Raw genomic sequence first — 26355 nt, forward strand, 5'->3', positions numbered from 1 at the left:
CCAGATTACACAGATTCCACCGATCAAAGGACGGAAAATCTGCCTGCGTAAATCCGTGAAATCCGCGGCTGAACGTTTTTTAGCGCGCGATCCTTTCCAGGCCCGGAAGATACGGCTTCAGCGCGTCCGGAATCGCGATCGAGCCGTCGGCCTGCTGGTAGTTCTCGACGACCGCGACCAGCGTGCGGCCGACGGCGAGGCCCGAGCCGTTCAGGGTGTGCACGAGCTCCGGCTTCTTCGTCTCCGGATGACGGTAACGGGCGAGCATGCGCCGCGCCTGGAAGTCCTCGCAGTTCGAGCACGAGGAAATCTCGCGATAGCGGTCCTGGCCCGGCAGCCAGACTTCGAGGTCGTAGGTCTTGGCCGCGCCGAAACCCATGTCGCCGGTGCACAGCGCCAGCACGCGATACGGCAGTTCGAGCTTCTTGAGAATCGCCTCGGCGTGGCCGGTCAGCTCTTCGAGCGCCTGGTACGACGTCGCCGGATCGACGATGTGCACGAGCTCGACCTTGTCGAACTGATGCTGGCGAATCATGCCGCGCGTGTCGCGGCCGGCGGAACCCGCTTCCGAGCGGAAGCACGGTGTGTGCGCGACCCACTTCCTCGGTAGCGTCTCGGCCTCGAGGATTTCGTCGCGCACGAGATTGGTCACCGGCACCTCGGCGGTCGGGATCAGGCGCCAGGGCTGCTCGCCTTTCAGCGCGAACAGATCGTCGCCGAACTTCGGCAGCTGGCCGGTGCCGCGCAGCGTCGTGTCGTTGACGATGTACGGCACGTACAGTTCCTCGTAGCCGTGCTCGCGCGTGTGCACGTCGAGCATGAACTGCGCGAGCGCGCGATGCAGGCGCGCGAGCGCGCCGCGCAGCACGGTGAAGCGCGCGCCGGTGACCTTTGCCGCGGCGGCGAAATCCATCAGGCCGAGCGCCTCGCCGAGATCGGCGTGGTCCTTGGCGCCGGCCGCCGCACGCGGCGTACCCCAGCGACGCACTTCGACGTTGTCGTTCTCGTCCTTGCCGTCCGGCACCGACTCGTGCGGCAGGTTCGGCAGGCGCGCGAGGAAATCGTCGAACTCCGTCTGCAAGGCAGCGAGCTGCGTCTCGTTGTCGGCCAGCGCGGCCTTGATGCGATCCATGTCGGCGAGGATCGGCGAGGCATCCTCGCCCTTGGCCTTGGCCTGGCCGATGCGCTTGCTGCCGGCATTGCGCTCGGCCTGCAGCTGCTCGGTCTCGGTCTGCAGCTTCTTGCGCCGCGATTCGAGCTCGTTGAAACGTTCGAGATCGAACACGAAACCACGCCGCGCCAACTGGGCGGCGACGACATCAGCTTGGGCGCGCAGGCGCTTGGGGTCGAGCATTGAGGTGCTTTCGGGCAACAGACAGGGGCGGGCATTTTAGCCGACATCTTCGCCCTCCTCGGCCGCCGTTCCGCGCCGCGACCGGCGCAGGTGCCGCACGCCGGTTCTTGACGTGCCCTGCCCGCGCCTTCACACAATGGACAACACCCACTCTCGCACCGACAAGGAAGTCATCGCATGGTCCGGCTACGCGTTCTTTCCGCCCTTCTTCTCCTGATGCCGGCTTTGGCCCCGGCACAGGAAACGGTCACGATACCGAGCGTCGTTCCATACGCGGATGGCGTCGGTACGGTCGACCTGCGCAAGGAGTGCGACTGGAACAGACAGATCAGCGACTACATCGTCAAGTATTCGAAGCGCGCAGTCGCCAGCGCCGAGAATCTCTCGACCGTTCAAGGCCCGGTGTTGTGGCTGACGGTCACCGAAGTGCATGCTGCGGGCGGCGGCAATTTCAGCGGTCCCAAGTGGGGCGCGGTGACCGGAGAACTGAAGAAGGGCGGACAGATCGTCGGCTCCTTCGTCGACATGCGGCAGGTTTTTCAGAGCGGCCTCTCCTTTACCGCTTGCGGCGTGCTCGGGCACGTCAGCAAGGCGATCGGCAAGGACGTCGCGAAATGGCTCGAGAATCCGACGATGGACGCCAAACTGGGCAATGCCCGCTGATTCAGGCACCAGCGGGCCGCGCCAGGAGCCAGTGCGCCGTCCAGATGCCGAGCAGCGTCATCATGAGCGAGCCCGCCACATGCAGAATGATCGCCAGCGCCAGCGTGCCCAGGCGCCCCTGCTGCAGCTGTAGCGCGATCTCGGCCGAGAACGTCGAGAAGGTGGTCAGGCCGCCGCAGAAGCCAGTGATGATCAGCAGCCGCCATTCCGGTGCGATGCCGGGAATCTGCGTGAAAACACCGAGCGCCGCGCCGATGATGTAGCCGCCGATCAGGTTGGCCGCCAGCGTACCCGGCGGCACCGGCGTGAAGAGATGATTCAGCGCAAGGCCGAGCAACCAGCGCAGCCAGGCGCCGAGCGCGGCGCCGACGCCGACGGCCAGAATTCCGTAGAAACCCATTTCCTCTCCGAAACGTTGATCGCACGCACGGGAGGTGATGGCATCGGCCTACCCGCGCGTCGCGCAGTGGGTAGGCATCATCAGCCCGGTCGGGCGGTTCGCGGAGGAATGCCATCTCCGAGCGCGCACGATAGCGGGCGCGCCGCCGGCCGGTCAACGCGCCTTGCGCGCCGCGCGCAGTTGCGCGAGCCGCTCGCCGATCTTGATCTCGAGCCCACGCGGCACCGGCGCATACAGTTCGGTGCCGAGCAGCTTGTCGGGCAGGAAGGTCTGCCCGGCCGCCAGCGCGCCCGCTTCCTCGTGATCGTAGCGATAGCCCTCGCCGTAGCCGAGATCCTTCATCAGCTTGGTCGGCGCGTTGCGGATGTGCATCGGCACTTCCAGCGTGCCGGTCTGCTCGACCAGGGCGCGCGCGGCCTTGTAGCCGGCGTAGACGGCATTGCTTTTCGGCGCGCAGGCGAGATAGACGACGGCGACCGCCAGCGCCAGCTCGCCTTCCGGACTGCCGAGGCGCTCGTAGGTATCCCAGCCGTCGAGGCACAGGCGCTGCGCACGCGGATCGGCGAGGCCGACGTCCTCGATCGCCATGCGCGTGATGCGCCGTGCGAGGTAGGCCGCGTCGACACCGCCGTCGAGCATGCGCGCGAACCAGTACAGTGCCGCATCGGGGTCGCTGCCGCGCACCGACTTGTGCAGCGCCGAGATCTGGTCGTAGAAATTCTCGCCGCCCTTGTCGAAGCGGCGCAGGCCGCGGCCGATCAGCTTGTCGAGCAGCTTGTCGTCGGGCTGGCCGTCCGCTCGCGTCGCTTCGGCGCGGCCGAGTTCGACCGCCGTCTCCAGCAAAACGAGGCTGCGTCGCGCGTCGCCGTCGGCGGCCTCGGCGATGCGATCGAGCCAGTGGCGCGGCAGCGCATCCGCGCCCAGGCCCATGCCGCGCTCGCCGTCGGCCAGCGCACGCACGAGCAGATCGCGGATCGCCGGCGCATCGAGCGAGCGCAGCACGAACACGCGCAGCCGCGACAGCAGCGCGGCGTTCAGTTCGAACGAGGGATTCTCGGTGGTCGCGCCGATCAGGGTGAGGGTGCCGTCCTCGACGTACGGCAGCAGCGCGTCCTGCTGGCTCTTGTTGAAGCGGTGGATTTCGTCGATGAACAGGATCGTGCGCCGCGGCGTCAGGCCCGAGCGCAGGGCCTGCGCGTGCGCGACCGCCTCGCGGATGTCCTTGACGCCGGCGAGCACCGCCGACAGCGTCAGGAACGCGGCGTCGCTGTATTGCGCCAGCAGCCGCGCCAGCGTGGTCTTGCCGACGCCGGGCGGCCCCCAGAACACCATCGACGGCACGCTGCCCGCTTCGAGCAGCACGCGCAGCGGACCGCCGGCGCCGAGCAGATGATCCTGGCCGACGACTTCGTCGAGCGTCCGCGGCCGCATGCGCTCCGCCAGCGGCTGCGCCGGCTCGGCGCGACGTCCGCTGGACATCGACCCCGGTGAACGCCCGGCCACGGACGGCCGGGCCGGCGCCGGATCAGGATTCTGCGGTCCCGCCACGGACGGCACCTCCGAATACTGCTTCAGCGCCTTTCGTCATCGCCTATCACTTCCGCACCCTTGGGCGGCGTGAAGCGGAACAGCGCGGCGTCCAGCCGGACGCCGGTCTTGATCTGGCTGAACTCGATGTCGGTGTTGCCGCCGAGCGCGTCGTAGAACTTCATGCGCTGCGGCACGCCGTTCTTCAGCCACAGCTCGATCGACTGGAAGTCGCTGTTGGTCTCGCCGCCCTTCGGCTTGAGCTTGACGATGTCGGCACCGTCCTTCTGGCCGCCGGATTCGACGGCGAAGGCGTCGCCGAGCAGGCTCTTCTGCGCGAGCAGCGCGGCCGGCGTGCCCTTGAGCACCTGGTCGGCGTCGCGCACCGTCACCTGCTGCAGGTCCGGCTCGTAGTTCCAGATCTTCTTGCCGTCGCAGACCATCAGCTGCTCGTAGGGCTTGTCGTAGTTCCAGCGGAAGCGGCCCGGACGCGCGAGGTCGAACTGGCCGCTGCGCTGCGCGATCACTTCGCCATGCTCATCCGTCTGGGTCTGCGCGAAGCGCGCCGTCAGCGTCTGCGCGCCGTCGACGAAACGCTTCAGCGCGTCGTCGGCCGGGCCGGCGGCGGCGGCGACCGCGAACAGCGAAAGACACAGGGCCAGGGCGGCGCAAAGCTTGTTCATGAGGGTTCCGGAAAGAGAGACGCGCCACTATCGAACGGCGCGCTGAATCGCATCTGACTTGGCCGCCTACTCGCGCCCGCCGGGCGCGAGGATCTCGCGATTGCCGCCGGGACCGCTGGGGCCGACGATGCCGGCCGCTTCCATCTGCTCGACCATGCGCGCGGCGCGGTTGTAGCCGATCTTCAGGCGGCGCTGCACCCAGGACACCGAAGCCTTGCGCGTCTCCAGCACCATGGCCACGGCCTGGTCGTAGAGCGGATCGGCCTCGGCGTCGTCACCACCGCCCTCGGCCGGACCGGCCGGCGCTTCATCGGCACAGATTTCCTCGATGTACTGCGGTTCGCCGACCTGCTTGAGATAGGCGACCACCTTGTGCACCTCGTGGTCGTCGACGAAGGCGCCGTGCACGCGCTCGAGGCGGCTCGAGCCGATCGGCCGGAACAGGCCGTCGCCATGGCCGAGCAGACTCTCGGCGCCCTGCTCGTCGAGGATGGTGCGCGAATCGATGCGCGAGGCGACCTGGAAGGCGAGGCGCGACGGGATATTGGCCTTGATCAGGCCGGTGATGACGTCGACGCTCGGCCGCTGCGTGGCGACGATCAGGTGAATGCCGGCGGCGCGCGCCTTCTGCGCGATGCGCGCGATCAGCTCTTCGACCTTCTTGCCGACCACCATCATCATGTCGGCGAGCTCGTCGATGACGACGACGATGTGCGGCAGCTTCTGCAGCGGCTCGGCCTGCGGCGGCGCGCTGGCGGCGTCGAACAGATCGTCGGGCTGCACCTTCAGCGGATCGCGGATCGGCTCGCCGGCGGCGACCGCGTCCTCGACCTTGCGGTTGAGGCCGGCGAGATTGCGCACGCCGAGCGCCGACATCAGGCGGTAGCGGCGCTCCATCTCGGCAACGCACCAGCGCAGCGCGTTGGCCGCATCCTTCATGTCGGTGACGACCGGCGTCAGCAGATGCGGAATGCCTTCGTACACCGACAGTTCCAGCATCTTCGGATCGACGAGGATGAAACGCACTTCGTCGGCCGTGGCCTTGAACAGCATCGACAGGATCATGCCGTTGATCGCCACCGACTTGCCCGAGCCGGTGGTGCCGGCGACCAGCAGATGCGGCATCTTGGCCAGATCGCCCGCGACCGGATGGCCGGCGATGTCCTTGCCGAGCGCCAGGGTCAGCGGCGATGCGGAATTGCGATAGGCCGCCGAGTCGATGATCTCGCGCAGCGAGACCATCTCGCGCTTCTGGTTCGGAATCTCGACGCCGATCGTCGACTTGCCTTCGATCACTTCGATCACGCGCACGCTGGCGACTGACAGCGAGCGCGCCAGATCGCGCGACAGATTGGTGATCTGCGAGCCCTTCACGCCCGGCGCCGGCTGGATCTCGAAGCGCGTGATGACCGGGCCCGGCGTTGCCGCCACGACCTGCGCCTTGACGCCGAACGATTCGAGATGCCGCTCGACGTCGCGCGACAGGCGCTCGATTTCCTCCGGCGTGTACTGGCGGCCGGACGGGCGCGGCGCATCGAGGATGCTCAGCGGCGGCAGCGGATCGCCATCGAAGGCCGGCACCGGCACGACTTCCGCCTTGCTCTTCGCGGCCCTGACCGGCGCCGGCGCGGCGACCGGCAGGCCGGCGGCCGGCGCATCGGCCAGCAGGCCGAGCTGCTCTTCCTCGCTGCCGACCAGCGAGGGCGCCTTGCGCTTGCGCTTCTCCTTGCCCGCGGCTTCCTCGAACACCGGCAGGCCGAACAGCGGCTCGATGCGTCCGGCCGGTTCTTCCTTGTCCTTGTCCTTCTCCCTGCGGCGCCTGGCCGGGCGCTCGGCGTCGGCGGCGATCACCGGCACTTCGCCGTCCTCGCCTTGCGCGCCATCGGCGAGCGGCGGGGGCCTTTCGATCTTGCGCGCCGCCAGCGTCAGCACCCAGCCGCCGATGCGATCGAGGATGTCGAGCCAGGAAAACGTCAGCGCCAGCGGCGCGGCGACGATCGCCAGCGTCAGCAGCAGCAGGCTGCAGCCGAATCCGCCGAGCACGGCGGTGAGACCGCGCCCCACCGCCTGGCCGGCGATGCCGCCGCTGCCCTGCGGCGCCCAGCTCGGCGACGCGCCGATATGCTGCGCCGCCAGCGCCGCGAGACTGACCAGCAGCACGGCCCAGGCCGCGACCCGCACGCCGCGCGGCATGCGCGCGCCGGGCGCCGCTTCGGCGAAGATGCGGATGCCGATCAGCAGCACGGCCCAGGGCAGCAGGAACGCCACGTAGCCGCACAGCGAGAGCAGCACATCGGCGATCCACGCACCGATCGGGCCGGCGAGATTGTGGATCGGCTCGCCATTGCCGGACGAGGACCAGCCCGGATCGTTGGGATTGAAGCTGGCCAGCGTCACGAGCAGGAACAGCGAGAGGCCCAGACACCCGAGCATCGCCGCTTCGCGCGGCAGGCGCTCCAGCCAGCCGGGGCCGGCGGCTTCGTCGGTAGCGTGCGGTTTGGCTTTGAACATGCTCGAAAAAATGCGCCCGTCGTGAGCGACCGGCGGGCCGGGAAGTGGTCGGCCGAGTATAGCGGTCGGGCCTGCGCGCCGCCGAGACTTGAAAGCCACGGCGAAACCTTCATATTGAAAGCGTGTCCAGATTTCGTGAGCGCAGCCGCTAACCGAACCATGAGCCAGCACATTCGCCACTTCGTCCTGACGCCGGAAGGCGGGATTCGCGAATTCACCGCCGACCAGGCGGCGCTGATCGCTGCCGGTGCCGATCGTCTGCCGGAATTCGCCGGCCGCGACCTGCGCTATCTGCAGCTGACGCTCATGGACAACGCCGGCAGCGGCGAATTGAAGATCCAGACCGCCGGCGCGCGCATCCATTTCGACGAGCAGGGACGCATGACGGAGGCCGGCCCGCCGACCGACGCCGAGCCGATCACGCACTTCGAACATGACGCCGTCGTGCAATGGGTGCTGCGCGACGTCCCGGCCGCGGCGCCGACTTTCCACTGAGGATTCCCCGCATCAGCCGTCCGGCGGCGTCGATTCGTCGCCGGACGTATCGTCGTGCCGTTTCCGCAGGCACGCTGTCTGCGTATGCTAGCGAGGCATCGCCGGAGGCCGCCTCGAGAGAATGGAAAGCCCGATCCGCCTGCATTGGCTGGACCCGCGCAATCCGCACCAGCCGTTCCCGCCCGTGCATCTGGCGATGCGCGATCCGAACGGCTTGCTGGCCATCGGCGGCGATCTGTCGACGACGCGGCTGCTGAGCGCCTACCGTCAGGGCATCTTCCCCTGGTACAACCCCGACGAACCGATCTTGTGGTGGTGCCCCGATCCGCGCACGGTGCTGCAGCCGTCGGCGATGCACGTCTCGCACAGCCTGAAGAAGGCGATCCGCCGCGCCGACTACGCCGTCAGCTTCGACCGCGCCTTCGACGCCGTGCTGCGCGCCTGCGCCGGTGAGCGGCAGAAGAGCCGCGGCACCTGGCTCGGCGACGACATGCGTTACGCCTACCACGAGCTTCATCACAAAGGCCACGCGCACAGCGTGGAAGTCTGGCGCGCGCAGGAATTGATCGGCGGTCTCTACGGCATCGCGCTCGGCCGCGTGTTCTTCGGCGAATCGATGTTCTCGCGCGCCACCGACGCTTCGAAGCTGGCGCTGTACTGGCTGTGCCAGCAGCTGCAGCGCTGGGGCTTCGAGCTGATCGATTGCCAGATCAGCTCCGCGCATCTGCTGAGCCTCGGCGCGCGGGAAGTGCCGCGCGCGGAGTTCCTGCCGCGGCTCGCCGTCGCCGTGCAGGCGCCGCTCAAGCCGCAGCGCTGGTCCTTCGACGCCGACGTTCCGGCGGATGCCAGGCACGGCCCCGTCCCATGACCCAGTCGCTACGCCTCTTTCTCAGCACCGAGCACGCCTGCGGCTATCTGCCCGGCCTGCTCGCGCGCAGCGCCTTCGTCGATCCCGAAGCCGGCCTCGGACCCGCGCACTACCAGCGCCTGCTCGAACTGGGTTTCCGCCGCAGCGGCGATCACACCTACCGGCCGCATTGCCGCGAGTGCGCGCGTTGCGTGCCGGTGCGTATCGACGTGCAGCGCTTCACCGCCGACCGCAGCCAGCGGCGCTGCCAGCGCCACAATGCCGATCTGCAACTGACCATCGAGCACAGGCTGACCGACGAGCACTACGCGCTCTATCGCCGCTACCTGCAGACGCGACACGCCGGCGGCGGCATGGACCCGCAGGACCGCAAGGCCTTTCACGCCTTCCTCGAATGCTCCTGGCTCGACGTGCGCTTCTGGTGCTTCCGCTGGCACGGCGAGCTGCTCAGCGTCGCCGTCGTCGATCATCTGCCGCAGGCGCTGTCGGCGGTCTACACCTTCTTCGACCCGAACGAACACGGGCGCGGGCTCGGCACGCTGGCCGTGCTCCAACAGGTGCAGCAGGCGCGCCTCGCCGGACTGGAGCACGTCTATCTCGGCTACTGGGTCGAGCACAGCCCGAAGATGGATTACAAGCGTCGCTTCCGTCCGCTCGAAGCCCTGCTCGGCACACGCTGGCTCGATCTGCCCGCCGCCGCGGGCGCCTGAAAGCAGCTCGTGGGTTGATGTGGCGGGACGCTTTCCCGATAATGCCCGCCTTCTAAAAGAACCGAAGGGCGTATGGCGAAGGAAGATCACATCGAGATGGCGGGCGTCATTCTGGAAACGCTGCCGAACACGACGTTCCGTGTGAAGCTGGAAAACGGCCACGTCGTCGTCGCGCACATCTCGGGTCGCATGCGCAAGAACTACATTCGCATCCTAACGGGCGACAAAGTGAAGGTCGAGCTGACGCCCTACGACCTCACCAAGGGACGCATCACGTTTCGCGACAAGTAGGAACCCGAGCAGCGTGGAGGGCCCACGACGCGCAGCGTCGGGGATCCTAGCGTCGCGAGAGGTGACTCTCTCAAGACGAGAACCGCACCAACAAAAAGCCCGCCTTCCGGCGGGCTTTTTCGTCTCAGGCACACGCTCAGACCGGCTCCAGCTGCGTCGGCTTCTCGCGGGCCTCGATCTCGAAGGTGAGCTGCTCGCCCTCGCCCAGCAGCACGTGCACACGGCCACCATTGACGAGCTTGCCGAACAGCAGCTCCTCGGCGAGCGGTCGCTTGACGTTCTCCTGGATCACGCGCGCCATCGGCCGCGCGCCCATCTTCACGTCGTAGCCTCGATCGGCGATCCACAGCTTCGCCGATTCGTCGATGTCGAGCTGCACGTTCTTCGCCGCCAGCTGCTCCTCGAGCTGCAGGAGGAATTTGTCGACCACGCGCAGGATCTCGCGACGCTCCAGCGGCGCGAAGGCGACGATGGCGTCGAGGCGGTTGCGGAACTCCGGCGTGAACATCCTGCGCATGACCTCCATCGCGTCCGTCGTGTGATTCTGCTCGGAGAAGCCCACCGAACGCCGCGACGATTCCTCGGCACCGGCGTTGGTCGTCATCACCAGGATCACGTTGCGGAAATCCGCCTTGCGGCCGTTGTTGTCGGTCAGCGTGCCGTGGTCCATGACCTGCAGCAGCAGGTTGAAGACGTCCGGATGCGCCTTCTCGATCTCGTCGAGCAGCACGACGGCATGCGGATGCTTGATCACCGCCTCGGTCAAGAGGCCGCCCTGGTCGAAGCCGACGTAGCCCGGCGGCGCACCGATCAGGCGCGACACGGTGTGCCGCTCCATGTATTCCGACATGTCGAAGCGGATCAGCTCGATGCCGAGCAGTTGCGCGAGCTGGCGCGTGACTTCGGTCTTGCCGACGCCGGTCGGGCCGGCGAGCAGGAAGTTGCCGATCGGCTTGTCCGGGTTGCCGAGACCGGAGCGCGACAGCTTGATGCAGGCCGTCAGCTGCTCGATCGCGGCATCCTGGCCGAAGATCACCAGCTTGAGGTCGCGCTCCAGGGTCGCCAGCTTGTCGCGGTCGTTGCTCGACACGCTCTTCGGCGGGATGCGCGCGATGCGCGCGACGGTTTCCTCGATGTCGCGGACCTGCACGGTCTTGCGGCGCTTGGATTCCGGCAGCAGGCGCAGGCGCGCCGCCGCCTCGTCGATGACGTCGATCGCCTTGTCCGGCAGATGGCGGTCGGTGATATGGCGGTGCGACAGCTCCACGGCGGTGCGCAGCGCGCCGCGCGTGAATTGCACCTGATGATGCTCCTCGAAACGGGCGCGCAGGCCTTCGAGGATCTTCACGGCGTCGTCGACGCTCGGCTCGCCGACGTCGATCTTCTGGAAGCGACGCGCCAGGGCGCGGTCCTTCTCGAAGATGCCGCGGTATTCCTGATAGGTGGTCGAACCCATGCAGCGCAGCTCGCCCGAGGCCAGCAGCGGCTTGAGCAGGTTCGAGGCGTCCATGACGCCGCCGCTGGCGGCGCCGGCGCCGATGATCATGTGGATTTCGTCGATGAAGACGATCGAGCCCGGCCGCTTCTGCAGCTCGTTGATGACGGCCTTGAAGCGCTTCTCGAAGTCACCGCGGTACTTGGTGCCGGCGATCAGCGCGCCGAGGTCGAGGCTGTAGACGACCGCGTTCTTCAGCAGGTCCGGAACGCGGCCCTCGACGACCAGCCAGGCCAGGCCTTCGGCGATCGCCGTCTTGCCGACGCCGGCCTCGCCGACCAGCAGCGGATTGTTCTTGCGGCGGCGGCACAGCGTCTGCATGACGCGCTCAATCTCGAGGTCGCGGCCGATCAGCGGATCGATGCGGCCCTGGGCGGCGCGCTCGTTGAGATTGACGGCATACTGCTCCAGCGCGCTCTGCGTCTGGCCCTTCTCGCCGCCCTCCTCGTTCGATTCGGACTCCTGCGCCTTTTCCGGCTGCGAGGAGCCGTTCTTGGCGATGCCGTGCGAGATGAAGTTGACGATATCGAGGCGCGACACGCCCTGCTCGCCGAGCAGGTACACGGCATGCGTGTCCTTCTCGGAGAAAATGGCGACGAGCACATTGAGCGTCGACACCTGCTTCTTGCCGGCCGCCTGCACGTGGTAGATCGCACGCTGCAGGACGCGCTGGAAGGACAGGGTCGGCTGGACCTCGTGCTTCTCCACGTCCTTGATCGACTGGATGTGGTTGCGGATGTAGTCCTTCAGCGCCGCCTCCAGCTTGTCGGTATCCGCGCCGCTCGAGTTGAGCGCCTCGGCGACATGCGTGTCCGACAGCAGGGCGAGCAGCAGGTGCTCGACAGTCAGCAGCTCATGGCCTTCCATTCTGGCCGAAACAAAAGCCGCATCCAGCGCCTTCTGCAGTTCTTCGCTCAGCATCAGCGACCTCCGCGCGCGAGCGCGATACCACGATGATCCGATTCCATGACCGCCAAACCCTTCACCACCACCTTACCCTGACCGGCGTGCAAACGCAGCACGCGCATCAGGCTTTTTCCATCACCGTCAACAGCGGATGCTGGTTCTTGCGCGCGTAGGCGTTGACCTGCGCGGTCTTCGTTTCCGCAATCTCGGCGGGAAACACGCCGGCGACGCCACGGCCGGCCGTATGAATCTCCAGCATGATCTGTACCGCCTTTTCGCGGGAATGCCGGAAAAACTGTTGCAAGACCTGGACCACGAACTCCATCGGCGTGTAGTCGTCGTTGATCATGATGACTTTGTACAGCGGCGGCGGGGCAAGCTTCGGCTTGGCCTCTTCGATCGCCAGGCCCTGCCCGGCATCGCCGCGCTTGACGCCGTTACTCATGGCACCAGGGGCGGCGTTGAGCGGCCCCGCGCGCCGCGCGGCGATACGGCCCACGCTCGCGAACACGATCTGTCGACAGGAGTTTCATGGTGTCAGTTTACCGTCGTCGATCCTTTCTGGGGATGCTCGGGGGCAAGTCAAGCGTGCGCCGGGCGGCTGGCAGGGCCCGGATGTCGCCGCGCCGCCTTCACCGCGCTATTTGTGCTCGAAGGTGAAGGCGCCGTCCCAGTCCGCACCCGGCGGATGGCGGCGCAGGAAGTCGATCCGCTCGAGGAACAGCCGGTAGACCTCGTGCGGCCGGCCGCCGTTCAGCAGGGTGAGGAATTCCTGCTCGGCGGCATTCCAGCGCTGCGCGCGATAGAGCTTGAGGGCGCCGCGATGGCGGGCCAGATCCTGGCGCAGATCGGCATCGAGCGCGTCCTTGGGTCCGAAGGGCTCGTAGATCGCCACCGGCTCCTGCTTGCCCTTGACGCGGACCAGATCCAGCTCGCGAAAAGCCCAGTCGCCCGGCGCCGCGTCGCGCGTCGACTGCGTGCAGATGATGGCGACGCCGTACGCCTTGGTCAGGCCCTCGACGCGCGAGCCGAGATTCACGGCATCGCCCATCACCGTGTAGGCACGGCGGAACTCCGAACCCATGTTGCCGACGCTCATCTTGCCGCTGTTGAGTCCGACGCCGATGTCGAGCGCCGGCCAGCCGCGCGCCCCGAACTCGGCGTCGAGTTCGCGCACCGCGCGCAGCATGTCGAGGCCGGCCTGCAGGGCGTGAAAGGCGTGCCGCTCGTCCGCCAGCGGCGCGCCCCAGAAGGCCATGATGGCGTCGCCCATGTACTTGTCGATGGTGCCGCGATAGCGATGGATCACCGCCGTCTGCCGGCTGAGGAAGGCGTTCATCAGCTGCGCCAGCTCGCGCGCCTCGAGCCGCTCGGAAATGCCGGTGAAGCCGCGCACGTCGGAAAACAGCACGGTCATCTCGCGGCTCTCGCCTTCCATCGACGGCGCGCCGCCGCGTTCGGCCATCTCGGCGACGACTTCCGGCGGCACGTACTCGCCGAAGCTGCGCGCGATGCTGCGCGCGCGCCGCGACTCGATGAAATAGCCGTACAGCAGATGCGCCATGAACAGGGCCAGCGCGAAAACCACCGGCACGCCGAGCGGCAGGATGAAGGCGGCGCCGCTCCAGAATGCCAGCGCCAGCCCGACCAGGGCCGCGACCAGGCCGAAGCCGACCAGGGCGCTCCAGGCCGCCGTCAGATGCGAGAACGCCCAGGCCAGCGCCAGCGCCACCAGCAGCAGCAGGACAGCCTCGATGCCGTCGTAGTACGGCGCCTTCTGGCGGATGCCGCCGTTGAGGATGCCGTCGACCAGACTGGCGTGCACCTCGACGCCGGCGAAGACCTTGTTGACCGGCGTCGAGCGCAGATCGAGATAGCCGGCGGCGGTCGCGCCCATCAGCACGACGGCGTCGCGCAGCATCGCCGGATCGGCCACCGCGCCGCGAATCACGTCGGTGGCCGATACGTAGCGGAAGGTGCGGTTGTCGCCGCGATAGGGCACGTAGGCCGCCGCCTGGGCATCGACCGGCACGGCGCGATCGCCGAGGCGCAGGCGCTCCAGGTGCAGCGAGCTGCGCACATCGGGCGGATCGAACTCGAGGCTGGCCGGCGCCCGTCCGAGCGCCAGCCGCGCGACTTCGAGCGCCAGCGACGGATAAATGGCGCCGCCGTAGCGCTGCAGCAGCGGCACGCGGCGGTAGACGCCGTCGAAATCGACGGCCGGGTTGTCGAAGAATCCGCAGGACGCCGCGGCTGCCCGCAGCGCCGGCACGTTGCCGCCGGCGCCGGCCGGCTCGTAGAAGGCGACGTCGTAGAGACGCGCCGCACCGGCGTCGATCAGCGGCGCGCAAAGCTGGCCGGTCTGCGCCGCCTCGCGCTCGCCGAGCCGCGGCTTGAAGAAGAAGCCGAGCACCACCGGCCGGCCGCGCAAGGCCTGCGCGAGGCGGGCGTCGTAATCGAGGCTGGCGGCCACCGCGGCGCGGCGTTCCGCCACGGCGGGAAGATCGGCGAGCGTGCCGTCGGCGAGCTGCTGCCAGAGGCGGCCGGCCTTGTCGTCGGCCTCCGCGAACACCATGTCGAAGCCAAAGACGCGGATGTGATATCGATCGAACAAATGGTCGACCAGCGTCGCCAGCCGGTCGCGCGTCCACGGCCACTGCCCTTCCGCGGCCAGGCTGCGCTCGTCGAGATCGACGATGACGATCTTCGGATCGGCGCGCCGCGGCAGGGTCAGGTTGACACGCGCGTCGTAGGTGAAGGCCTCGACGACGTCGAGCAGGCGCCAGGGCAGGATGCGCGCACTGTGCAGAAGGAACAGCCCGAGAACGACGGCACTGATCGCGAAGCGGATACGCGTGCGTGACGAGCCCATCGCCCCTCGATCTCCCTGCCGATCCCCGCGCGCAGGCTACTGAAGGGCGCCGGTGCCGGCAAATCATCACCCGGCGCGGGGATGCAGGCGGCGACCCTTGCGACCGCACAAATTCCCTTACGAAAATCCGCTATTTACTTTCATGCACCGCAGTTATCATCGGCGCCCATGAATCCCAGCGTTTCCCTGCAGACGGTCAGCCGGCTTTACGAGCGGCACGGCCGCCGCTTGCCGTCGGCCGTTTCCCTGCTGCTCGTCGCGCTGCTCGCCTATCTCGCGGCGAAACTGCTGTGGGCGCTGATGCCGGTGCCGGAAGCCGGCCGCTGGCAGCCGCCCGCCCTGCCGCCGGCGCAGACGACGGCACGGCACGAGCCGAACGTCACCGCGCTCGCCGACGCGCATCTGTTCGGCGTCTGGCAGCCGGTGCCGACCGGCCAGAACGCCGCCGAAGCGCCGGACACGCGCCTGTCGCTCACCCTGTTCGGCATCCTGGCCGCGACCACCGAGCACGACTCGCGTGCCCTGATCGCCGGCGGCGAAGGTGACGAAAAGCCATACGCGATCGGCGACGACATCGTGCGTGGCGTCAGCCTGCAGGCGATCTTCCCGGACCGCGTCGTGCTGTCGCGCAATGGCCAGCTGGAAACGCTGCGTCTCAACAAGGACGCACCGGGCGGCGATGTCGCCGAAACGCCGCGCACGCCCAGCGCCGACAGCTCGCAGATCGCGCGCATCCGAACCGAGATCATGACCGACCCGAGCAAGGCCTCGCAGTACATCCGCATCCAGCCGGCCAACATCAACGGCCAGCTCAAGGGCTTCCGCGTCTATCCGGGCCGCGAGCGCGGCGCCTTCAACCAACTGGGCCTGCGCCCCGGCGATCTGGTAACGTCGGTCAACGGCGTACAGCTCGACGACAGCCAGAAAGCCCTGCAAATGCTGACCGAGCTATCCCAGGCCAGCAGCGTTTCGGTGACCGTCGAGCGCGGTGGCCAGACCCAGACCTTGAACGTGAATCTGAATTGATCTTATGAAGCTCCGCAAACCTCTCGTTTGCGCGATGGCGGCGCTTGTCTGGCTGTCGGCTGCGCCCGCCCATGCGGATATCACCCTGAACCTGAAGGACGCCGACATCAACACGCTGATCGCCACGGTCAGCGATGTCACCGGCAAGAACTTCATCGTCGACAGCCGCGTCAAGGGCAAGGTCACGGTGATCTCGGCCTCGCCGATGAACTCCAACGCCCTCTACGAGACCTTCCTCGCGGTGCTGCAGGTCAATGGTTTCGCGGCAGTGCCGTCGGGCGGCGCCATCAAGATCATTCCGGACGCGAACGTGAAGTGGGAGGGCGGCGCCTACAACTCCGACGGCACGCACCTGGCGCGCGACGAGATCGTCACGCACGTCTTCCAGCTGGAGAACGTTTCCGCCGCGCAGCTCGTGCCCATCCTGCGTCCCCTGATGCCGCAGTGGGCGCACCTCGCCGCCTACCAGGCCAACAACACGCTGATCGTCGCCGACCGCGCCGCCAATGTCGCGCGCATCGGCGCGCTGATCCGGCAGATGGACCAGGCGGGCGATCGCGACATCGAGAACATCCACCTGCAGTTCGCGTCGGCGCCGGAAGTCGTGCGCACGCTGACGACCATGGTGCAGCAGGACAAGGCCGCCGATCCGGCCAGCAAGCCGGCGACGATCATCGCCGACGAACGCAGCAACAACATCCTGATCGGCGGCGACAAGGCCGACCGCGCACGCCTGATCGACATCGTCCGGCAGCTCGACGTCGAGCTGCCGGACGGCGGCGCCACGCAGGTCGTCTACCTGCGCTATGCCAGCGCCGAGAATCTGGCGCCGATTCTCGAAGGCTATGCGCAGCAGGTGAAGCAGTCGTCGCAGAAGAGCGGCGCCGCCACCGCCGCCAATGCCGCGCCGACGGTGGGCTCCGGCAGCGGCGGCGGCAACGGCGACACGCGCGTGCTGTCCGACAAGGACACCAACTCGCTGATCATCACGGCACCGCCGAAGACCATGCGACAGATCCGCGACGTCATCGCCCAGCTCGACATCCAGCGCGCGCAAGTGCTGGTCGAAGGCATCATCGCCGAGGTCAGCGCCAACAAGCAGCGCGACGTCGGCGTGAACTGGGCGGTGTACAACCCGGACAGCATCGCCGGCGCCGGCATCCTCAGCGATTCGGTGTCGACCGCGATCACCAACTACGCGACGACCGGCGAAGTCTCGGCCGCGGCCAGCGCGCTCAGCTCCGGCATCAACCTCGTCGCCGGCGGCCAGCACGGCAACACCATCTTCGGCGTGCTGCTGCAGGCGCTGCGCGGCGACGGCAACACCAACGTGCTGTCGACGCCGACACTGGTCACGCTCGACAACGAAGAAGCCAAGTTCTCGGTCGGCCAGGAAGTGCCGTTCCTGTCCGGCAGCTACGCAAACACCGGCACGACCAGCACCACCGGCTCGGTCAATCCTTTCCAGACCATCGACCGCAAGGACGTCGGCACCACGCTGTCGGTGACGCCGCAGATCAGCGGCGAAGGCAACAGCGTCAAGCTGAAGCTCAACCTGGAAATCTCCGGCATCGCCAGCGGCACGGCGGGCTCGTCGAACCTGATCACCAACAAGCGCACGCTGAGCAACGTGGTCGGCATGGAAAGCGGGCAGATCCTCGTCATCGGCGGCCTCATCGACGACCAGATCCAGACCTCGCAGACGGCGATTCCCTTCCTCGCCGACATTCCCTTCTTCGGCGGCCTGTTCCGCAGCTCGTCGATCAAGAAGACCAAGCAGAACCTGATGCTGTTCATCCGTCCGTCGATCCTGCGCAAGGGCAACGAGATCGACTACTACTCGCGCAAGAAGTACGCGACCGTGCAGCAGAGCCTGATCGACGCCGCGAACGCCGTCGGCGGCAAGGGCAATCCGCTGCTGCGCCCGTACAACGAGCTGCTCAATGACAACCCGCCGGCCACCGTGCCGCCAGCGGCGGCCCCGGCACCGAGCGCCACGCCGACGCTGCCGCCGCTGGCACCCGCGCCGAATGCGGCCGAGAAGCCGGCGCCGAGCACGCCGCCCGGCTCGGCCGAACAGCATCCGGCCGACACGACCGCGCCGCAGAACTGAGGTCATGGACGCATCCCTGCGGCGCCCGCCATTCACGTTCGCGAAGCGGCACGGCCTCATCGTCACCGAGGATCGCGGCGATCACGTGATCGCCGTGACGCGGCCCGGCGTCGCCATCGACGCCGTGCAGGAGACGCGCCGTTTCGTCGGCCGTCCGCTGAAGCTGCAGCCGGTCACGCCGGCCGAATTCGACGCGCTGCTGTCGCGCACCTATGAAGGCCAGACCTCGGCGACGGCGAGCCTGATGGACCGCCTGCAGGACGAGGACGCCGATCTAGACGCCCTGGCGGCGGCACTGCAGGACAGCCAGGACCTGCTCGAGTCGGACGACGACGCGCCGGTCATCAAGTTCATCAACGGCCTGCTGGTCGAGGCGATCCGCGAGAACGCCTCGGACATCCACATCGAGAGCTTCGAGAGCCGCCTGCAGATCCGTTTCCGCGTCGACGGCGTGCTGCGCGAGGTGCTGGCGCCGCCGAAGCAGCTGGCGCCGCGCCTGGTGTCGCGCATCAAGGTCATGGCCAAGCTCGACATCGCCGAGAAGCGCCTGCCGCAGGACGGCCGCATCTCGCGCGCCTTCGGCGGCCGCAAGGTCGACGTGCGCGTGTCGACGATCCCGACCGGCGTCAACCTGGAACGCGTGGTGATGCGTATCCTCGACAAGCAGGCCGAGAAGCTCGACCTGGAACAGCTCGGCCTCGACGAACATTCGATCAGCGCGCTCAAGCGCATCATCCATCACCCTTACGGCATCCTCCTGGTCACCGGCCCGACCGGTTCGGGCAAGACCACGACGCTGTACGCGGCGCTGTCGCAGCTCAACGACCGCTCGCGCAACATCATGACCGTCGAGGATCCGATCGAGTACTACATCGACGGCGTCGGCCAGACGCAGGTCAACACCAAGGTCGAGATGACGTTCGCGCGCGGCCTGCGCGCCATCCTGCGCCAGGACCCGGACGTGGTGATGGTCGGCGAAATCCGCGATCTCGAGACCGCGCAGATCGCCGTGCAGGCCTCGCAGACCGGCCACCTCGTGCTGTCGACGCTGCACACCAACACCGCCGTCGGCGCGGTGACGCGCCTGCGCGACATGGGCGTCGAGCCCTACCAGCTCTCGTCTTCGCTGATCGGCCTGATGGCGCAGCGCCTGGTGCGCCAGCTCTGCAAGCATTGCAAGGAACCCTACGAAGCGAGCACGGCGGAGAAGGAGCAGCTCGGCCTCGATCCGAAGCTGGCGCTGCAGCTGTTCAAGCCGGTCGGCTGCCCGGCCTGCCGCCACACCGGCTTCCTCGGCCGTACCGGCATTCACGAAGTCATCGAGGTCGACCGCAAGCTCGAGGCGATGATTCACGACAACGCTTCCGAGCAGCAGCTCGAGGCCTACGCGCGCACGCAGAGCCCCGGCATCCTGCAGTCCGGCCGCAACAAGGTGATCGCCGGCCAGACGACCGTGCGCGAAGTGCTGCGCGTGACGATCGAGGAATGAGCGGCATGATCGGTGATGGGTGATCAGGAAACGGTTATGAAACTCGCGGCACCGCTTGCGAATCACGAATCACGAATCACGAATCACCCCTGAGCGATGGCTGCCTACGAATACAGCGCGCTCGACGCGCAGGGCCGGCAGAAGAAGGGCCTCATCGAGGGCGACACGCCGCGCCATGCGCGCCAGCTGCTGCGTGAGCGCGGGCTGACGCCGCTCGACGTCACGCAGGTTTCCGAAGGACGCGTGCACGGCGGCTCGCCGTTCACGCGCGGCGGCAGCATCTCCACCGCCGAACTCGCGCTGTTCACGCGCCAGCTGGCGATCCTCGTGCGCTCCGGCCTGCCGCTCGACGAAGCGCTGACCGCGGTCAGCGAACAGAGCGAGGGCAAGCGCGTCAAGCGCATCGCGCTCGGCGTGCGTGCCGGCGTCGTCGAGGGCAACGCGCTGGCGCACTCGCTGAACCAGTTCCCGAACGCCTTCCCGACGCTGTTCCGCGCCACCGTCGAGGCCGGCGAGCAATCGGGCAAGCTCGACTACATCCTCGAACGCCTCGCCGATTACGTCGAGCGCCGCCAGCAGTTGAAGTCGCGCGTCAGCCTGGCGCTCATCTATCCGGTGATCCTCACCGTCGTCGCCCTCGGCGTCGTCGTCGCCCTGCTCACCTACGTCGTGCCGCAGGTGGTCGGCGTGTTCGACAGCATCGGCGCCCAGCTGCCGCTGCTGACGCGCGCGCTGATCGCGGTATCGAACTTCCTGCGCGAATGGGGCATCTATCTGCTGATCCTCATCGCGATCGGCGTCTTCGTCTTCACGCGCATGATGCGCGCGGCGCCGTTCCGCCGTCGCGTGCACCTGTTCGTGCTGCGCCTGCCGCTGATCGGACGCCTGACGCGCGGCTCCAACACCGGCCGCTTCACGCGCACGCTGGGCATCCTGTTCGGTTCCGGCGTGCCGATCCTCGACGCCATGCGCATCGGCACGCAGGTCGTCAGCAACCTGCCGATGCGCGAAGCGATCGACGATGCCGCGCTGAAGGTCCGCGAAGGCGCGTCGCTGTCGCGCTCGCTCGCCGCCAGCAAGCTCTTCCCGCCGATCACGGTGCATCTGATCGCCAGCGGCGAAGCTTCCGGCCGCCTCGACGAAATGCTCGACCGCTCGGCCGAGAATCAGGAGCGCGAGGTCGAGATGCTGGTGCAGACCACGGTCAGCATCTTCGAGCCGGCGCTCATCGTCGTCATGGGCGGCATCGTGCTGCTGATCGTGCTGGCGATCCTGGTGCCGATCTTCGACCTCAATCAGCTCGTCAAGTAAGCACCGCCGCCGCGCGCTCAGCCGTGCAGCGCGGCGCGGCGCTCATGCATGCCGAAGGCGCAGGCCGCCGAACCGAGCAGGCCGACGTGCGGATGCGTGATCGCCAGCGTCGGTATGCCGCTCAGCAGCGCCTCGAAGCGCCCTTTCTGCTCGAAGCGGCGCCGCAGGCCGCCGCGTTCGAGCCAGGGCAGCAGCTTCAGCGTGATGCCACCGGCGAGATAGACGCCATCCCAGGCGCCGTGCGTCAGCACCGTGTCGCCGGCGAAGCAGCCCAGCAGTTCGCAGAACAGCGCGACGGTGCGGCCGGCGAGACCGTCGGGCTGCGCATTGGCCTGTTCGCTGACTTGCGCCGGCGTCTCGGCGTCGCAGCGCAGGCCTTCGATCTCGCCGACGGCGCGATAGAGATTGAGCAAGCCGGGTCCGCACAGCAGGCGCTCGGCCGAGACGCGCGAATACTGGCGCAGCAGCCGTTCGAGCACTTTCAGCTCGTAGGTGTTGCCCGGCGCGAAGCCGACGTGGCCGCCCTCGGTCTCGAGAATGATCGCCTCGCCGTGCCGCAGCAGCACGCGCCCGACGCCGAGGCCGGTGCCGGGGCCGAGCACCGAGTAATGGCCGTCGGTCCGATCGCGCGCGAGCCGCTCGGGCATGGCGCCGATCGGCCGCACGTCTTCCGGGCCGAGATGCGAGATCGCGTAGCCGATCGCGGCGAAATCATTGATGAGCCACAGCGCGTGCAGACGCAGCTCGGCGCGCAGCGCCTGCACCGAGAAGCTCCACGGATTGTTGGTAATCTTGATCTGGTCTCCGGTCACCGGCGAAGCGACGGCGAACACGGCTTCCTCGACCGTCGCGCCGCTCGTCTGCAGATAGTGCCGCGCCGCATCGCCCAGGGTCGCGTAGTCGGCACCACGCAGCTCGAGAATCTGCTCCAGCACGGGGCGGCGTCGTTCGTCGGCGGTCGCCAGGGCGAAACGCGCGTTGGTGCCACCGATGTCGGCGACGAGAATGGGCAGTTCGGACCTCGCAGCCATGGTGGCCTCGTAGCACGCTGCAAGCGCGGGGGCCGTCATTCTAGAGGCGCAGGACGCGGCGATGCGATCTGCATTCGCCCGCGAGCCAGTGCGGGCGCCGTCCGCGTCAGCTGCCGCTCGCCGCCTTCGGGACCTGCGGCAGGGCGATTTCGAGCAGACGCGAGATTCGCGCCGGCACGTCGTTCTGCACTTCGCGCACGGCGACGCGGATGGCCGAGGTGAACGCCGTGGCGTCGGCGCTGCCGTGCGATTTGATGACGATGCCGTTGAGGCCGACGAAGCTCGCGCCGTTGTAGTTGCGCGGGTCCATGCGCTTGCCGAGCGCCTTGAGCGCCGGCATCGCCGCGAGCGCAGCGAGCCTGGTGAACACCGAGCGGGTGAATTCCTGCTTGATGTAGTGGTAGATCAGCTTGGCGACGCCCTCGCCGGTCTTCAGCGCGATGTTGCCGGTGAAGCCGTCACAGACCACGACGTCGAAATCGCGCAGGAACACGCCGTCGCCTTCGACGAACCCGGCGTAGTTGAGCTGCGAGGCCTGCAGCAGCTGTGCGGTCTGCTTGATGATCTCGTTGCCCTTGATCTCTTCCTCGCCGATGTTGAGCAGGGCGACGCGCGGACGGGCGATGCCGTGCACCGCCGTGACCAGCGCCGAACCCATCACCGCGAACTGGAAGAGCTGCTCGGCCGTGCACTCGGCGTTGGCGCCGAGATCGAGCATGTGCACATGACCATTCATCGACGGAATCGGCGAGATCATCGCCGGACGGTCGATGCCGGGCAGGGTCTTGAGGACGAACTTGGCGGTCGCCATCAGGGCGCCGGTGTTGCCGGCCGACACGATCGCCTGCGCGCGGCGCTCGCGCACCAGATTGATGGCGACGCGCAGCGACGAATCCTTCTTGTTGCGCAGCGCCTTCGACGGCGATTCGTCCATGCCGACGACTTCCGAGGCGTGCTGCAGCGTGATGCGCTCCAGCCGTGCGGACTCGGGCTTGCGCGCCTTCAACGCCGCCGCCATCTGCGGCTCGTCGCCGACCAGAATCAGCTGCAGGCCTGGATGTTCCGCCAACGCCAGAAGAGCGGCGTCCACGGTCATTTTCAGACCGTGATCGCCGCCCATGGCGTCGATCGCTAGAACGACGGGAGCCGTCACGGGCACGCCCGGCGGCACGCCCGCTTACTCGCCGGCGTCAGCCGCCGGAGCCGTGTCGATGACCTTCTTGCCGCGGTAGTAGCCGTCGGCGGTCACGTGGTGACGGCGATGCGTTTCGCCCGAGGTCGGGTCGGTCGACAGGGCCGGGGCCTGCGCCTTGTTCTTCCAGTGCGCGTAGCGGTGGCCGCTCTTCGCACGGGACTTCTTGGAATCCTGGACTGCCATGTTTCAACTCCGTCGGGCCGATGCCCTTCACTCTTTAGCTTTGTTTACCCAGCCGCCCCTTGAGCGCCGCGAACGGGTTTTCCTTCCCGCGCGCATCGCCCTCGGTGGACGCCTGCGTTTCCGGCGATGCCTCGACGGCCCCGGCCCGGACGATATTTTCGCACGTTTCACAACGCGGCAGCATCGGCAGCGCCAGCAGGAGCTCGTCCTCGACGATCTCACGCAGGAGCAGCTGGTCGTCCTGCACCAGATACGGGTCCGCCTCGTGCAGGACGGCCTGCTCTTCCTCTTCGCTGTCGACCAGCCGCAGGTCGACCTGCACATCCACCGGCCAGGCATAGGCCTGCTCGCAGCGCAGACAACGCAGGGTGAGCGTGCCGCCGATCGTGCCCTGCAGCATGACGCGACCCTGCGCCTTGCCGGCCTGCAGCTCGATTCCCAGTTCGCCGGCGTCATCCGCCAGCGACGGCAGCAGGCGCTCGAAGCTGCACACCGGCAGGGTGCCGCGATACGCTTGCTGCTGTGCAACGGCGGTCGATGCCCTGACGCTTTGCGGAATCGGCATGGCCGCTCCGGTCGCGGTCCTCAAAAAGGGCGCGAATCATAGTCACGCGCCTGCCAAAAGTCAAAGAATTCCAATGCTTAAACCTGCCCCGAACGCCACTGCCGCGGTGATCCTGGCGTCAGGCTCGCGCTATCGCGCCGAACTGCTCGCGCGCCTGCGCATTCCTTTCCTGGCCGAAGCCTCGCAGGTCGACGAAACGCCGCGGCCCGGCGAGAGCGTCGAGGCGCTGACGCGGCGCCTCGCCGTCGCCAAGGCCACCGCCCTCGCCGGCCGGCACGCGGACGCCTGGATTCTCGGTTCCGACCAGGCCGCCGCGATCGATGACGAAATCCTCGGCAAGCCCGGCACGCCCGCCCGCGCGCGGGCGCAGCTGGCCCGCTGCAGCGGCCGCGAGCTGCGTTTCCTCACCGCCGTCGCCCTGCTGCGCGGCACCCGGTGCCTGACGGCGCTCGACGTGACGACCGTGCGCTTTCGCGCGCTGAGCAGCGGCGAGATCGAACGCTACCTCGCCGCCGAGGACGTGCTCGACTGCGCCGGCAGCTTCAAGTGCGAGGGCTACGGCATCACCCTGTTCGAAGCGATCGAGAGCAACGATCCGACCGCCCTGATCGGCCTGCCGCTGATCAGCGTGCGCCGGCTGCTGGCGCAGGCCGGTCTCGCGCTGCCTTAGGCCGCGCCGCGCCGCGCCATGCGCAGCCAGCCCGGCAGATCGGCGACGCCTTCGAGCAAGGCCTGCGCGCCGGCGTCGAGCAGGCGGCGCGGTGCGTGCACGCCGCAGGTCACGCCGAGCGCCGGCATGCCGATCGCGCCTGCCATCGCCATGTCGTACTCGGTGTCGCCGATCATCAGTGCCTCTTCGGCGCGCAGGCCTTCGTCGGCGAGCAGTTCCATCAGCATCCGCGGATCGGGCTTCGCGGCGGTCTCGTCGGCGGTGCGCGAATTGATGAGCAGATCGCGTACCTCGACATGATGCGCAAGCGAGCGATCGAGTCCGCGCCGGCTCTTGCCGGTCGCGACCGCCAGCCGCAAAGCGTCGCCGTGCAGCGCGCGCAGCGCATCGAGTCCGCCGGCGAACAGCGGCGCCTCGCCGGCGCCCTCGGCGAGCCAGTGCGCGCGGTAATGATCGAGCAGACCGCGGATATGTCCGACATCGGCATCCGGATACAACCGGCGCAGGCCGTCGTCGAGGCTCAGCCCGATCAGTTCGCGGATCGCCTCGTCGGAACGCGCCGGCAGCCGCAGGGCGGCGATGGCGCGCTGCATGGCACCGACGATCATGGCGGCGGAGTCGGCCAATGTGCCGTCCCAGTCGAAAATGATGAGCTTGATCTGCTGCATGGCGTTTCTTTGGACCGGCGCGGCGATCCCTGGCGCAACCTCGTCTCCTGATCGAACCCCGGCCCGGCGTTTACCCAACTCGGAGTGACATCAAGTCCCTCCTCGCCAAAGGTAAACGCTCCGTGGCCGGGCGTTCGCTGCCGCGTGAAGCTGCGCTTCACCGGCGCGGCGGCTCACCCATGCCGATCGACGAAGACCAGCTTGATCGACCGCATCGGCTCGCTCAGCGCGCGCGCGGCAGCTTGTCGAGCACTTCGCGCAGCTCGTCCGGCAGCGCGGCGTTGACGATCAGCTTCGGCAGCTCGCCTTCGGCGTTGAACTTGAGGAAGTGCGAGTGCAGGAACATGCGCTTGAGGCCGAGTTCGCGCAGCGGCTTGTTGTCCTCGCGCTCGCCGTACTTGGTGTCGCCGGCGACCGGATGGCCGAGCGCCAGCGCGTGCACGCGAATCTGGTGGGTGCGGCCGGAGAAGATCTGCACCTCGCACAGCGTCGCGTCGCGGTAGCGCGCCTTCGGCGAGAAGCGCGACTTGGACGGCTTGCCGTCGTCGTCGTCGACCTTCATGCGCCGTTCGCCGGAGGCGATGCGGCTCTTGACCAGCGCCGCGTCGACGTCGCGGTCCTCGCCGCGCCACTTGCCGATCAGCAGCGCGAAGTAGCGCTTCTCGGCCTCGCCGTTCTTCAGCGCGCGCTGCGCGCGCAGCAGCGCCGGGCGCGTCTTGGCCAGCAGCAGCACGCCGCTGGTGTCGCGGTCGAGGCGATGCGCGAGCTCGATGAACTCGTACTTGTTCCAGGCCCGCACGGCTTCGATGACGCCGTATGGCACGCCGCTGCCGGCGTGCGCGGCGAGGCCGGCGGGCTTGCAGATGGCGAGGTAATGCTCGTCTTCGTGGACGATGGCCTCGCGCAGGCGATTCAGCACGGCATCCGGCGCGCGGGCGATTTGTGCTTTATCGGCGGCGCGAACCGGCGGAATGCGAACTTCGTCGCCGGACGAAAGCTTTCGTTCGGCCTTGACGCGGCCGCCGTTGACGCGCACCTGGCCCGAGCGCAGGAGCCGGTAGACGTGTGACTTCGGCACGCCAGGCAGCTGTTTCAAAAGGAAATTATCGATCCGCTGGCCGGTATCGTTGGCGCCCGCCTTCACGTATCTGACTTGTGGACGATCTTGTGTCAAAATAGGAACTTCCGTCGAATCAGGTAGAAATTCCGTTCCCGATTCGACGGTTACGGAAGAAAAATGAGATGCAGGGCGTGCATGCATTGTATCAGCCCGACATCCGCTCCGAATTCCAGCCGCGGCGCTGCTCTCGCGCGCATGCGGCGCCAGTT

Annotated in this window: 24 protein-coding genes and 1 riboswitch; of the genes, 10 read left to right on the plus strand and 14 right to left on the minus strand. The window is 67.7% G+C overall.

The genetic code is table 11. From position 1 onward, the window contains the following. Positions 1-79: 79 nt before the first annotated feature. On the minus strand, positions 80-1354 hold the full coding sequence (gene serS, locus K344_RS0102185; protein WP_028079299.1) for a serine--tRNA ligase: 1275 nt from the start codon (positions 1352-1354) through the stop codon (positions 80-82). A 177-nt stretch (positions 1355-1531) separates the two neighbouring features. Between serS and K344_RS0102195 the strand changes: the two genes are divergently transcribed. Then, on the plus strand, positions 1532-2017 hold the full coding sequence (locus K344_RS0102195; protein WP_157622715.1) for a hypothetical protein: 486 nt from the start codon (positions 1532-1534) through the stop codon (positions 2015-2017). Between the two features lies 1 nt (position 2018). Here the strand turns inward: K344_RS0102195 and crcB are convergent, their stop codons facing one another. The 4 genes from crcB to K344_RS0102215 form a co-directional block, all read right to left on the minus strand. Further along, the gene (gene crcB / locus K344_RS0102200; RefSeq protein ID WP_028079301.1) at positions 2019-2417 is read right to left on the minus strand and encodes a fluoride efflux transporter CrcB; all 399 of its coding nucleotides are present in this window, start codon (positions 2415-2417) and stop codon (positions 2019-2021) included. Between the two features lie 64 nt (positions 2418-2481). Further along, positions 2482-2545, minus strand: a riboswitch (Fluoride riboswitch). Positions 2546-2570: 25 nt separating this feature from the next. Then, complete coding sequence (locus K344_RS0102205; protein ID WP_028079302.1) at positions 2571-3896, minus strand: replication-associated recombination protein A; 1326 nt, start codon at positions 3894-3896, stop codon at positions 2571-2573. Positions 3897-3988: 92 nt separating this feature from the next. After that, positions 3989-4627 carry an outer membrane lipoprotein periplasmic chaperone LolA gene (lolA, locus tag K344_RS0102210; protein WP_028079303.1) on the minus strand — a complete coding sequence of 213 codons (639 nt, stop codon included), beginning with the start codon at positions 4625-4627 and terminating at the stop codon, positions 3989-3991. Positions 4628-4693: 66 nt separating this feature from the next. Beyond that, positions 4694-7138 carry a DNA translocase FtsK gene (locus tag K344_RS0102215; RefSeq protein WP_051361783.1) on the minus strand — a complete coding sequence of 815 codons (2445 nt, stop codon included), beginning with the start codon at positions 7136-7138 and terminating at the stop codon, positions 4694-4696. Positions 7139-7297: 159 nt separating this feature from the next. Between K344_RS0102215 and K344_RS0102220 the strand changes: the two genes are divergently transcribed. From K344_RS0102220 to infA, 4 genes are all read left to right on the plus strand, one after another. Then, complete coding sequence (locus K344_RS0102220; protein ID WP_028079305.1) at positions 7298-7633, plus strand: hypothetical protein; 336 nt, start codon at positions 7298-7300, stop codon at positions 7631-7633. Between the two features lie 121 nt (positions 7634-7754). Beyond that, the gene (gene aat / locus K344_RS0102225; protein ID WP_028079306.1) at positions 7755-8501 is read left to right on the plus strand and encodes a leucyl/phenylalanyl-tRNA--protein transferase; all 747 of its coding nucleotides are present in this window, start codon (positions 7755-7757) and stop codon (positions 8499-8501) included. After that, positions 8498-9211 (plus strand): arginyltransferase, encoded by a 714-nt coding sequence (locus tag K344_RS0102230; RefSeq protein WP_028079307.1) that lies wholly within the window; start codon positions 8498-8500, stop codon positions 9209-9211. Before aat ends, K344_RS0102230 begins: the two co-directional genes overlap by 4 nt. A gap of 72 nt (positions 9212-9283) precedes the next feature. After that, positions 9284-9502, plus strand: a complete 219-nt coding sequence (gene infA / locus K344_RS0102235; RefSeq protein ID WP_028007834.1) for a translation initiation factor IF-1 — start codon at positions 9284-9286, stop codon at positions 9500-9502. Between the two features lie 136 nt (positions 9503-9638). On the opposite strand, the gene clpA is transcribed toward infA, so the two are convergent. The 3 genes from clpA to K344_RS0102250 form a co-directional block, all read right to left on the minus strand. Further along, a complete protein-coding gene (gene clpA / locus K344_RS0102240) occupies positions 9639-11918 on the minus strand; it encodes an ATP-dependent Clp protease ATP-binding subunit ClpA (RefSeq protein WP_028079308.1) in 2280 nt (759 codons plus the stop codon). A gap of 106 nt (positions 11919-12024) precedes the next feature. Next, the gene (clpS, locus tag K344_RS0102245; RefSeq protein ID WP_028079309.1) at positions 12025-12348 is read right to left on the minus strand and encodes an ATP-dependent Clp protease adapter ClpS; all 324 of its coding nucleotides are present in this window, start codon (positions 12346-12348) and stop codon (positions 12025-12027) included. A gap of 195 nt (positions 12349-12543) precedes the next feature. After that, complete coding sequence (locus K344_RS0102250; RefSeq protein ID WP_028079310.1) at positions 12544-14775, minus strand: CHASE2 domain-containing protein; 2232 nt, start codon at positions 14773-14775, stop codon at positions 12544-12546. A 168-nt stretch (positions 14776-14943) separates the two neighbouring features. Between K344_RS0102250 and gspC the strand changes: the two genes are divergently transcribed. From gspC to gspF, 4 genes are all read left to right on the plus strand, one after another. Beyond that, positions 14944-15801 (plus strand): type II secretion system protein GspC, encoded by an 858-nt coding sequence (gene gspC, locus K344_RS0102255; protein WP_028079311.1) that lies wholly within the window; start codon positions 14944-14946, stop codon positions 15799-15801. Positions 15802-15835: 34 nt separating this feature from the next. Then, positions 15836-17914, plus strand: a complete 2079-nt coding sequence (gspD, locus tag K344_RS19725) for a type II secretion system secretin GspD (RefSeq protein WP_051361784.1) — start codon at positions 15836-15838, stop codon at positions 17912-17914. 4 nt (positions 17915-17918) lie between these two features. Continuing rightward, positions 17919-19403: a type II secretion system ATPase GspE gene (gspE, locus tag K344_RS0102265; protein ID WP_028079312.1), complete on the plus strand. Its 1485-nt coding sequence runs from the start codon at positions 17919-17921 to the stop codon at positions 19401-19403. Between the two features lie 96 nt (positions 19404-19499). Next, positions 19500-20714, plus strand: a complete 1215-nt coding sequence (gspF, locus tag K344_RS0102270; RefSeq protein ID WP_028079313.1) for a type II secretion system inner membrane protein GspF — start codon at positions 19500-19502, stop codon at positions 20712-20714. A 17-nt stretch (positions 20715-20731) separates the two neighbouring features. On the opposite strand, the gene glk is transcribed toward gspF, so the two are convergent. The 4 genes from glk to K344_RS0102290 form a co-directional block, all read right to left on the minus strand. After that, positions 20732-21745, minus strand: coding sequence for a glucokinase (gene glk / locus K344_RS0102275; RefSeq protein ID WP_028079314.1), 1014 nt, complete (start codon positions 21743-21745; stop codon positions 20732-20734). 106 nt (positions 21746-21851) lie between these two features. After that, complete coding sequence (gene plsX / locus K344_RS0102280) at positions 21852-22898, minus strand: phosphate acyltransferase PlsX (protein WP_084196872.1); 1047 nt, start codon at positions 22896-22898, stop codon at positions 21852-21854. Between the two features lie 24 nt (positions 22899-22922). Then, positions 22923-23123 carry a 50S ribosomal protein L32 gene (gene rpmF, locus K344_RS0102285; protein ID WP_028079316.1) on the minus strand — a complete coding sequence of 67 codons (201 nt, stop codon included), beginning with the start codon at positions 23121-23123 and terminating at the stop codon, positions 22923-22925. Between the two features lie 34 nt (positions 23124-23157). Continuing rightward, positions 23158-23688, minus strand: a complete 531-nt coding sequence (locus tag K344_RS0102290) for a YceD family protein (RefSeq protein ID WP_028079317.1) — start codon at positions 23686-23688, stop codon at positions 23158-23160. 73 nt (positions 23689-23761) lie between these two features. Between K344_RS0102290 and K344_RS0102295 the strand changes: the two genes are divergently transcribed. Further along, positions 23762-24358 carry a Maf family protein gene (locus tag K344_RS0102295; RefSeq protein WP_028079318.1) on the plus strand — a complete coding sequence of 199 codons (597 nt, stop codon included), beginning with the start codon at positions 23762-23764 and terminating at the stop codon, positions 24356-24358. On the opposite strand, the gene K344_RS0102300 is transcribed toward K344_RS0102295, so the two are convergent. Together K344_RS0102300 and K344_RS0102305 are read right to left on the minus strand one after the other, a co-directional pair. Next, positions 24355-25026, minus strand: a complete 672-nt coding sequence (locus K344_RS0102300) for an HAD-IA family hydrolase (RefSeq protein ID WP_028079319.1) — start codon at positions 25024-25026, stop codon at positions 24355-24357. The two genes, K344_RS0102295 and K344_RS0102300, sit on opposite strands and share 4 nt — an antisense overlap. A 223-nt stretch (positions 25027-25249) precedes the next feature. Beyond that, complete coding sequence (locus K344_RS0102305) at positions 25250-26170, minus strand: RluA family pseudouridine synthase (protein ID WP_281169419.1); 921 nt, start codon at positions 26168-26170, stop codon at positions 25250-25252. Positions 26171-26355 lie beyond the last annotated feature (185 nt).

The sequence above is a fragment of the Solimonas soli DSM 21787 genome (assembly GCF_000474945.1).
GTDB lineage: Bacteria > Pseudomonadota > Gammaproteobacteria > Nevskiales > Nevskiaceae > Solimonas > Solimonas soli.

Coding starts and splice junctions, on each gene's coding strand:
- aat (WP_028079306.1), top strand. CDS start 7,755: ATGGAAAGCCCGATCCGCCTGCATTGGCTGGACCCGCGCAATCCGCAC.
- serS (WP_028079299.1), bottom strand. CDS start 1,354: ATGCTCGACCCCAAGCGCCTGCGCGCCCAAGCTGATGTCGTCGCCGCC.
- K344_RS0102205 (WP_028079302.1), bottom strand. CDS start 3,896: ATGTCCAGCGGACGTCGCGCCGAGCCGGCGCAGCCGCTGGCGGAGCGC.
- rpmF (WP_028079316.1), bottom strand. CDS start 23,123: ATGGCAGTCCAGGATTCCAAGAAGTCCCGTGCGAAGAGCGGCCACCGC.
- gspC (WP_028079311.1), top strand. CDS start 14,944: ATGAATCCCAGCGTTTCCCTGCAGACGGTCAGCCGGCTTTACGAGCGG.
- clpA (WP_028079308.1), bottom strand. CDS start 11,918: ATGCTGAGCGAAGAACTGCAGAAGGCGCTGGATGCGGCTTTTGTTTCG.
- gspD (WP_051361784.1), top strand. CDS start 15,836: ATGGCGGCGCTTGTCTGGCTGTCGGCTGCGCCCGCCCATGCGGATATC.
- glk (WP_028079314.1), bottom strand. CDS start 21,745: ATGGCTGCGAGGTCCGAACTGCCCATTCTCGTCGCCGACATCGGTGGC.
- K344_RS0102295 (WP_028079318.1), top strand. CDS start 23,762: ATGCTTAAACCTGCCCCGAACGCCACTGCCGCGGTGATCCTGGCGTCA.
- K344_RS0102250 (WP_028079310.1), bottom strand. CDS start 14,775: ATGGGCTCGTCACGCACGCGTATCCGCTTCGCGATCAGTGCCGTCGTT.
- infA (WP_028007834.1), top strand. CDS start 9,284: ATGGCGAAGGAAGATCACATCGAGATGGCGGGCGTCATTCTGGAAACG.
- K344_RS0102290 (WP_028079317.1), bottom strand. CDS start 23,688: ATGCCGATTCCGCAAAGCGTCAGGGCATCGACCGCCGTTGCACAGCAG.
- lolA (WP_028079303.1), bottom strand. CDS start 4,627: ATGAACAAGCTTTGCGCCGCCCTGGCCCTGTGTCTTTCGCTGTTCGCG.
- K344_RS0102215 (WP_051361783.1), bottom strand. CDS start 7,138: ATGTTCAAAGCCAAACCGCACGCTACCGACGAAGCCGCCGGCCCCGGC.
- clpS (WP_028079309.1), bottom strand. CDS start 12,348: ATGAGTAACGGCGTCAAGCGCGGCGATGCCGGGCAGGGCCTGGCGATC.
- K344_RS0102230 (WP_028079307.1), top strand. CDS start 8,498: ATGACCCAGTCGCTACGCCTCTTTCTCAGCACCGAGCACGCCTGCGGC.
- K344_RS0102220 (WP_028079305.1), top strand. CDS start 7,298: ATGAGCCAGCACATTCGCCACTTCGTCCTGACGCCGGAAGGCGGGATT.
- crcB (WP_028079301.1), bottom strand. CDS start 2,417: ATGGGTTTCTACGGAATTCTGGCCGTCGGCGTCGGCGCCGCGCTCGGC.
- K344_RS0102300 (WP_028079319.1), bottom strand. CDS start 25,026: ATGCAGCAGATCAAGCTCATCATTTTCGACTGGGACGGCACATTGGCC.
- K344_RS0102195 (WP_157622715.1), top strand. CDS start 1,532: ATGGTCCGGCTACGCGTTCTTTCCGCCCTTCTTCTCCTGATGCCGGCT.
- gspE (WP_028079312.1), top strand. CDS start 17,919: ATGGACGCATCCCTGCGGCGCCCGCCATTCACGTTCGCGAAGCGGCAC.
- gspF (WP_028079313.1), top strand. CDS start 19,500: ATGGCTGCCTACGAATACAGCGCGCTCGACGCGCAGGGCCGGCAGAAG.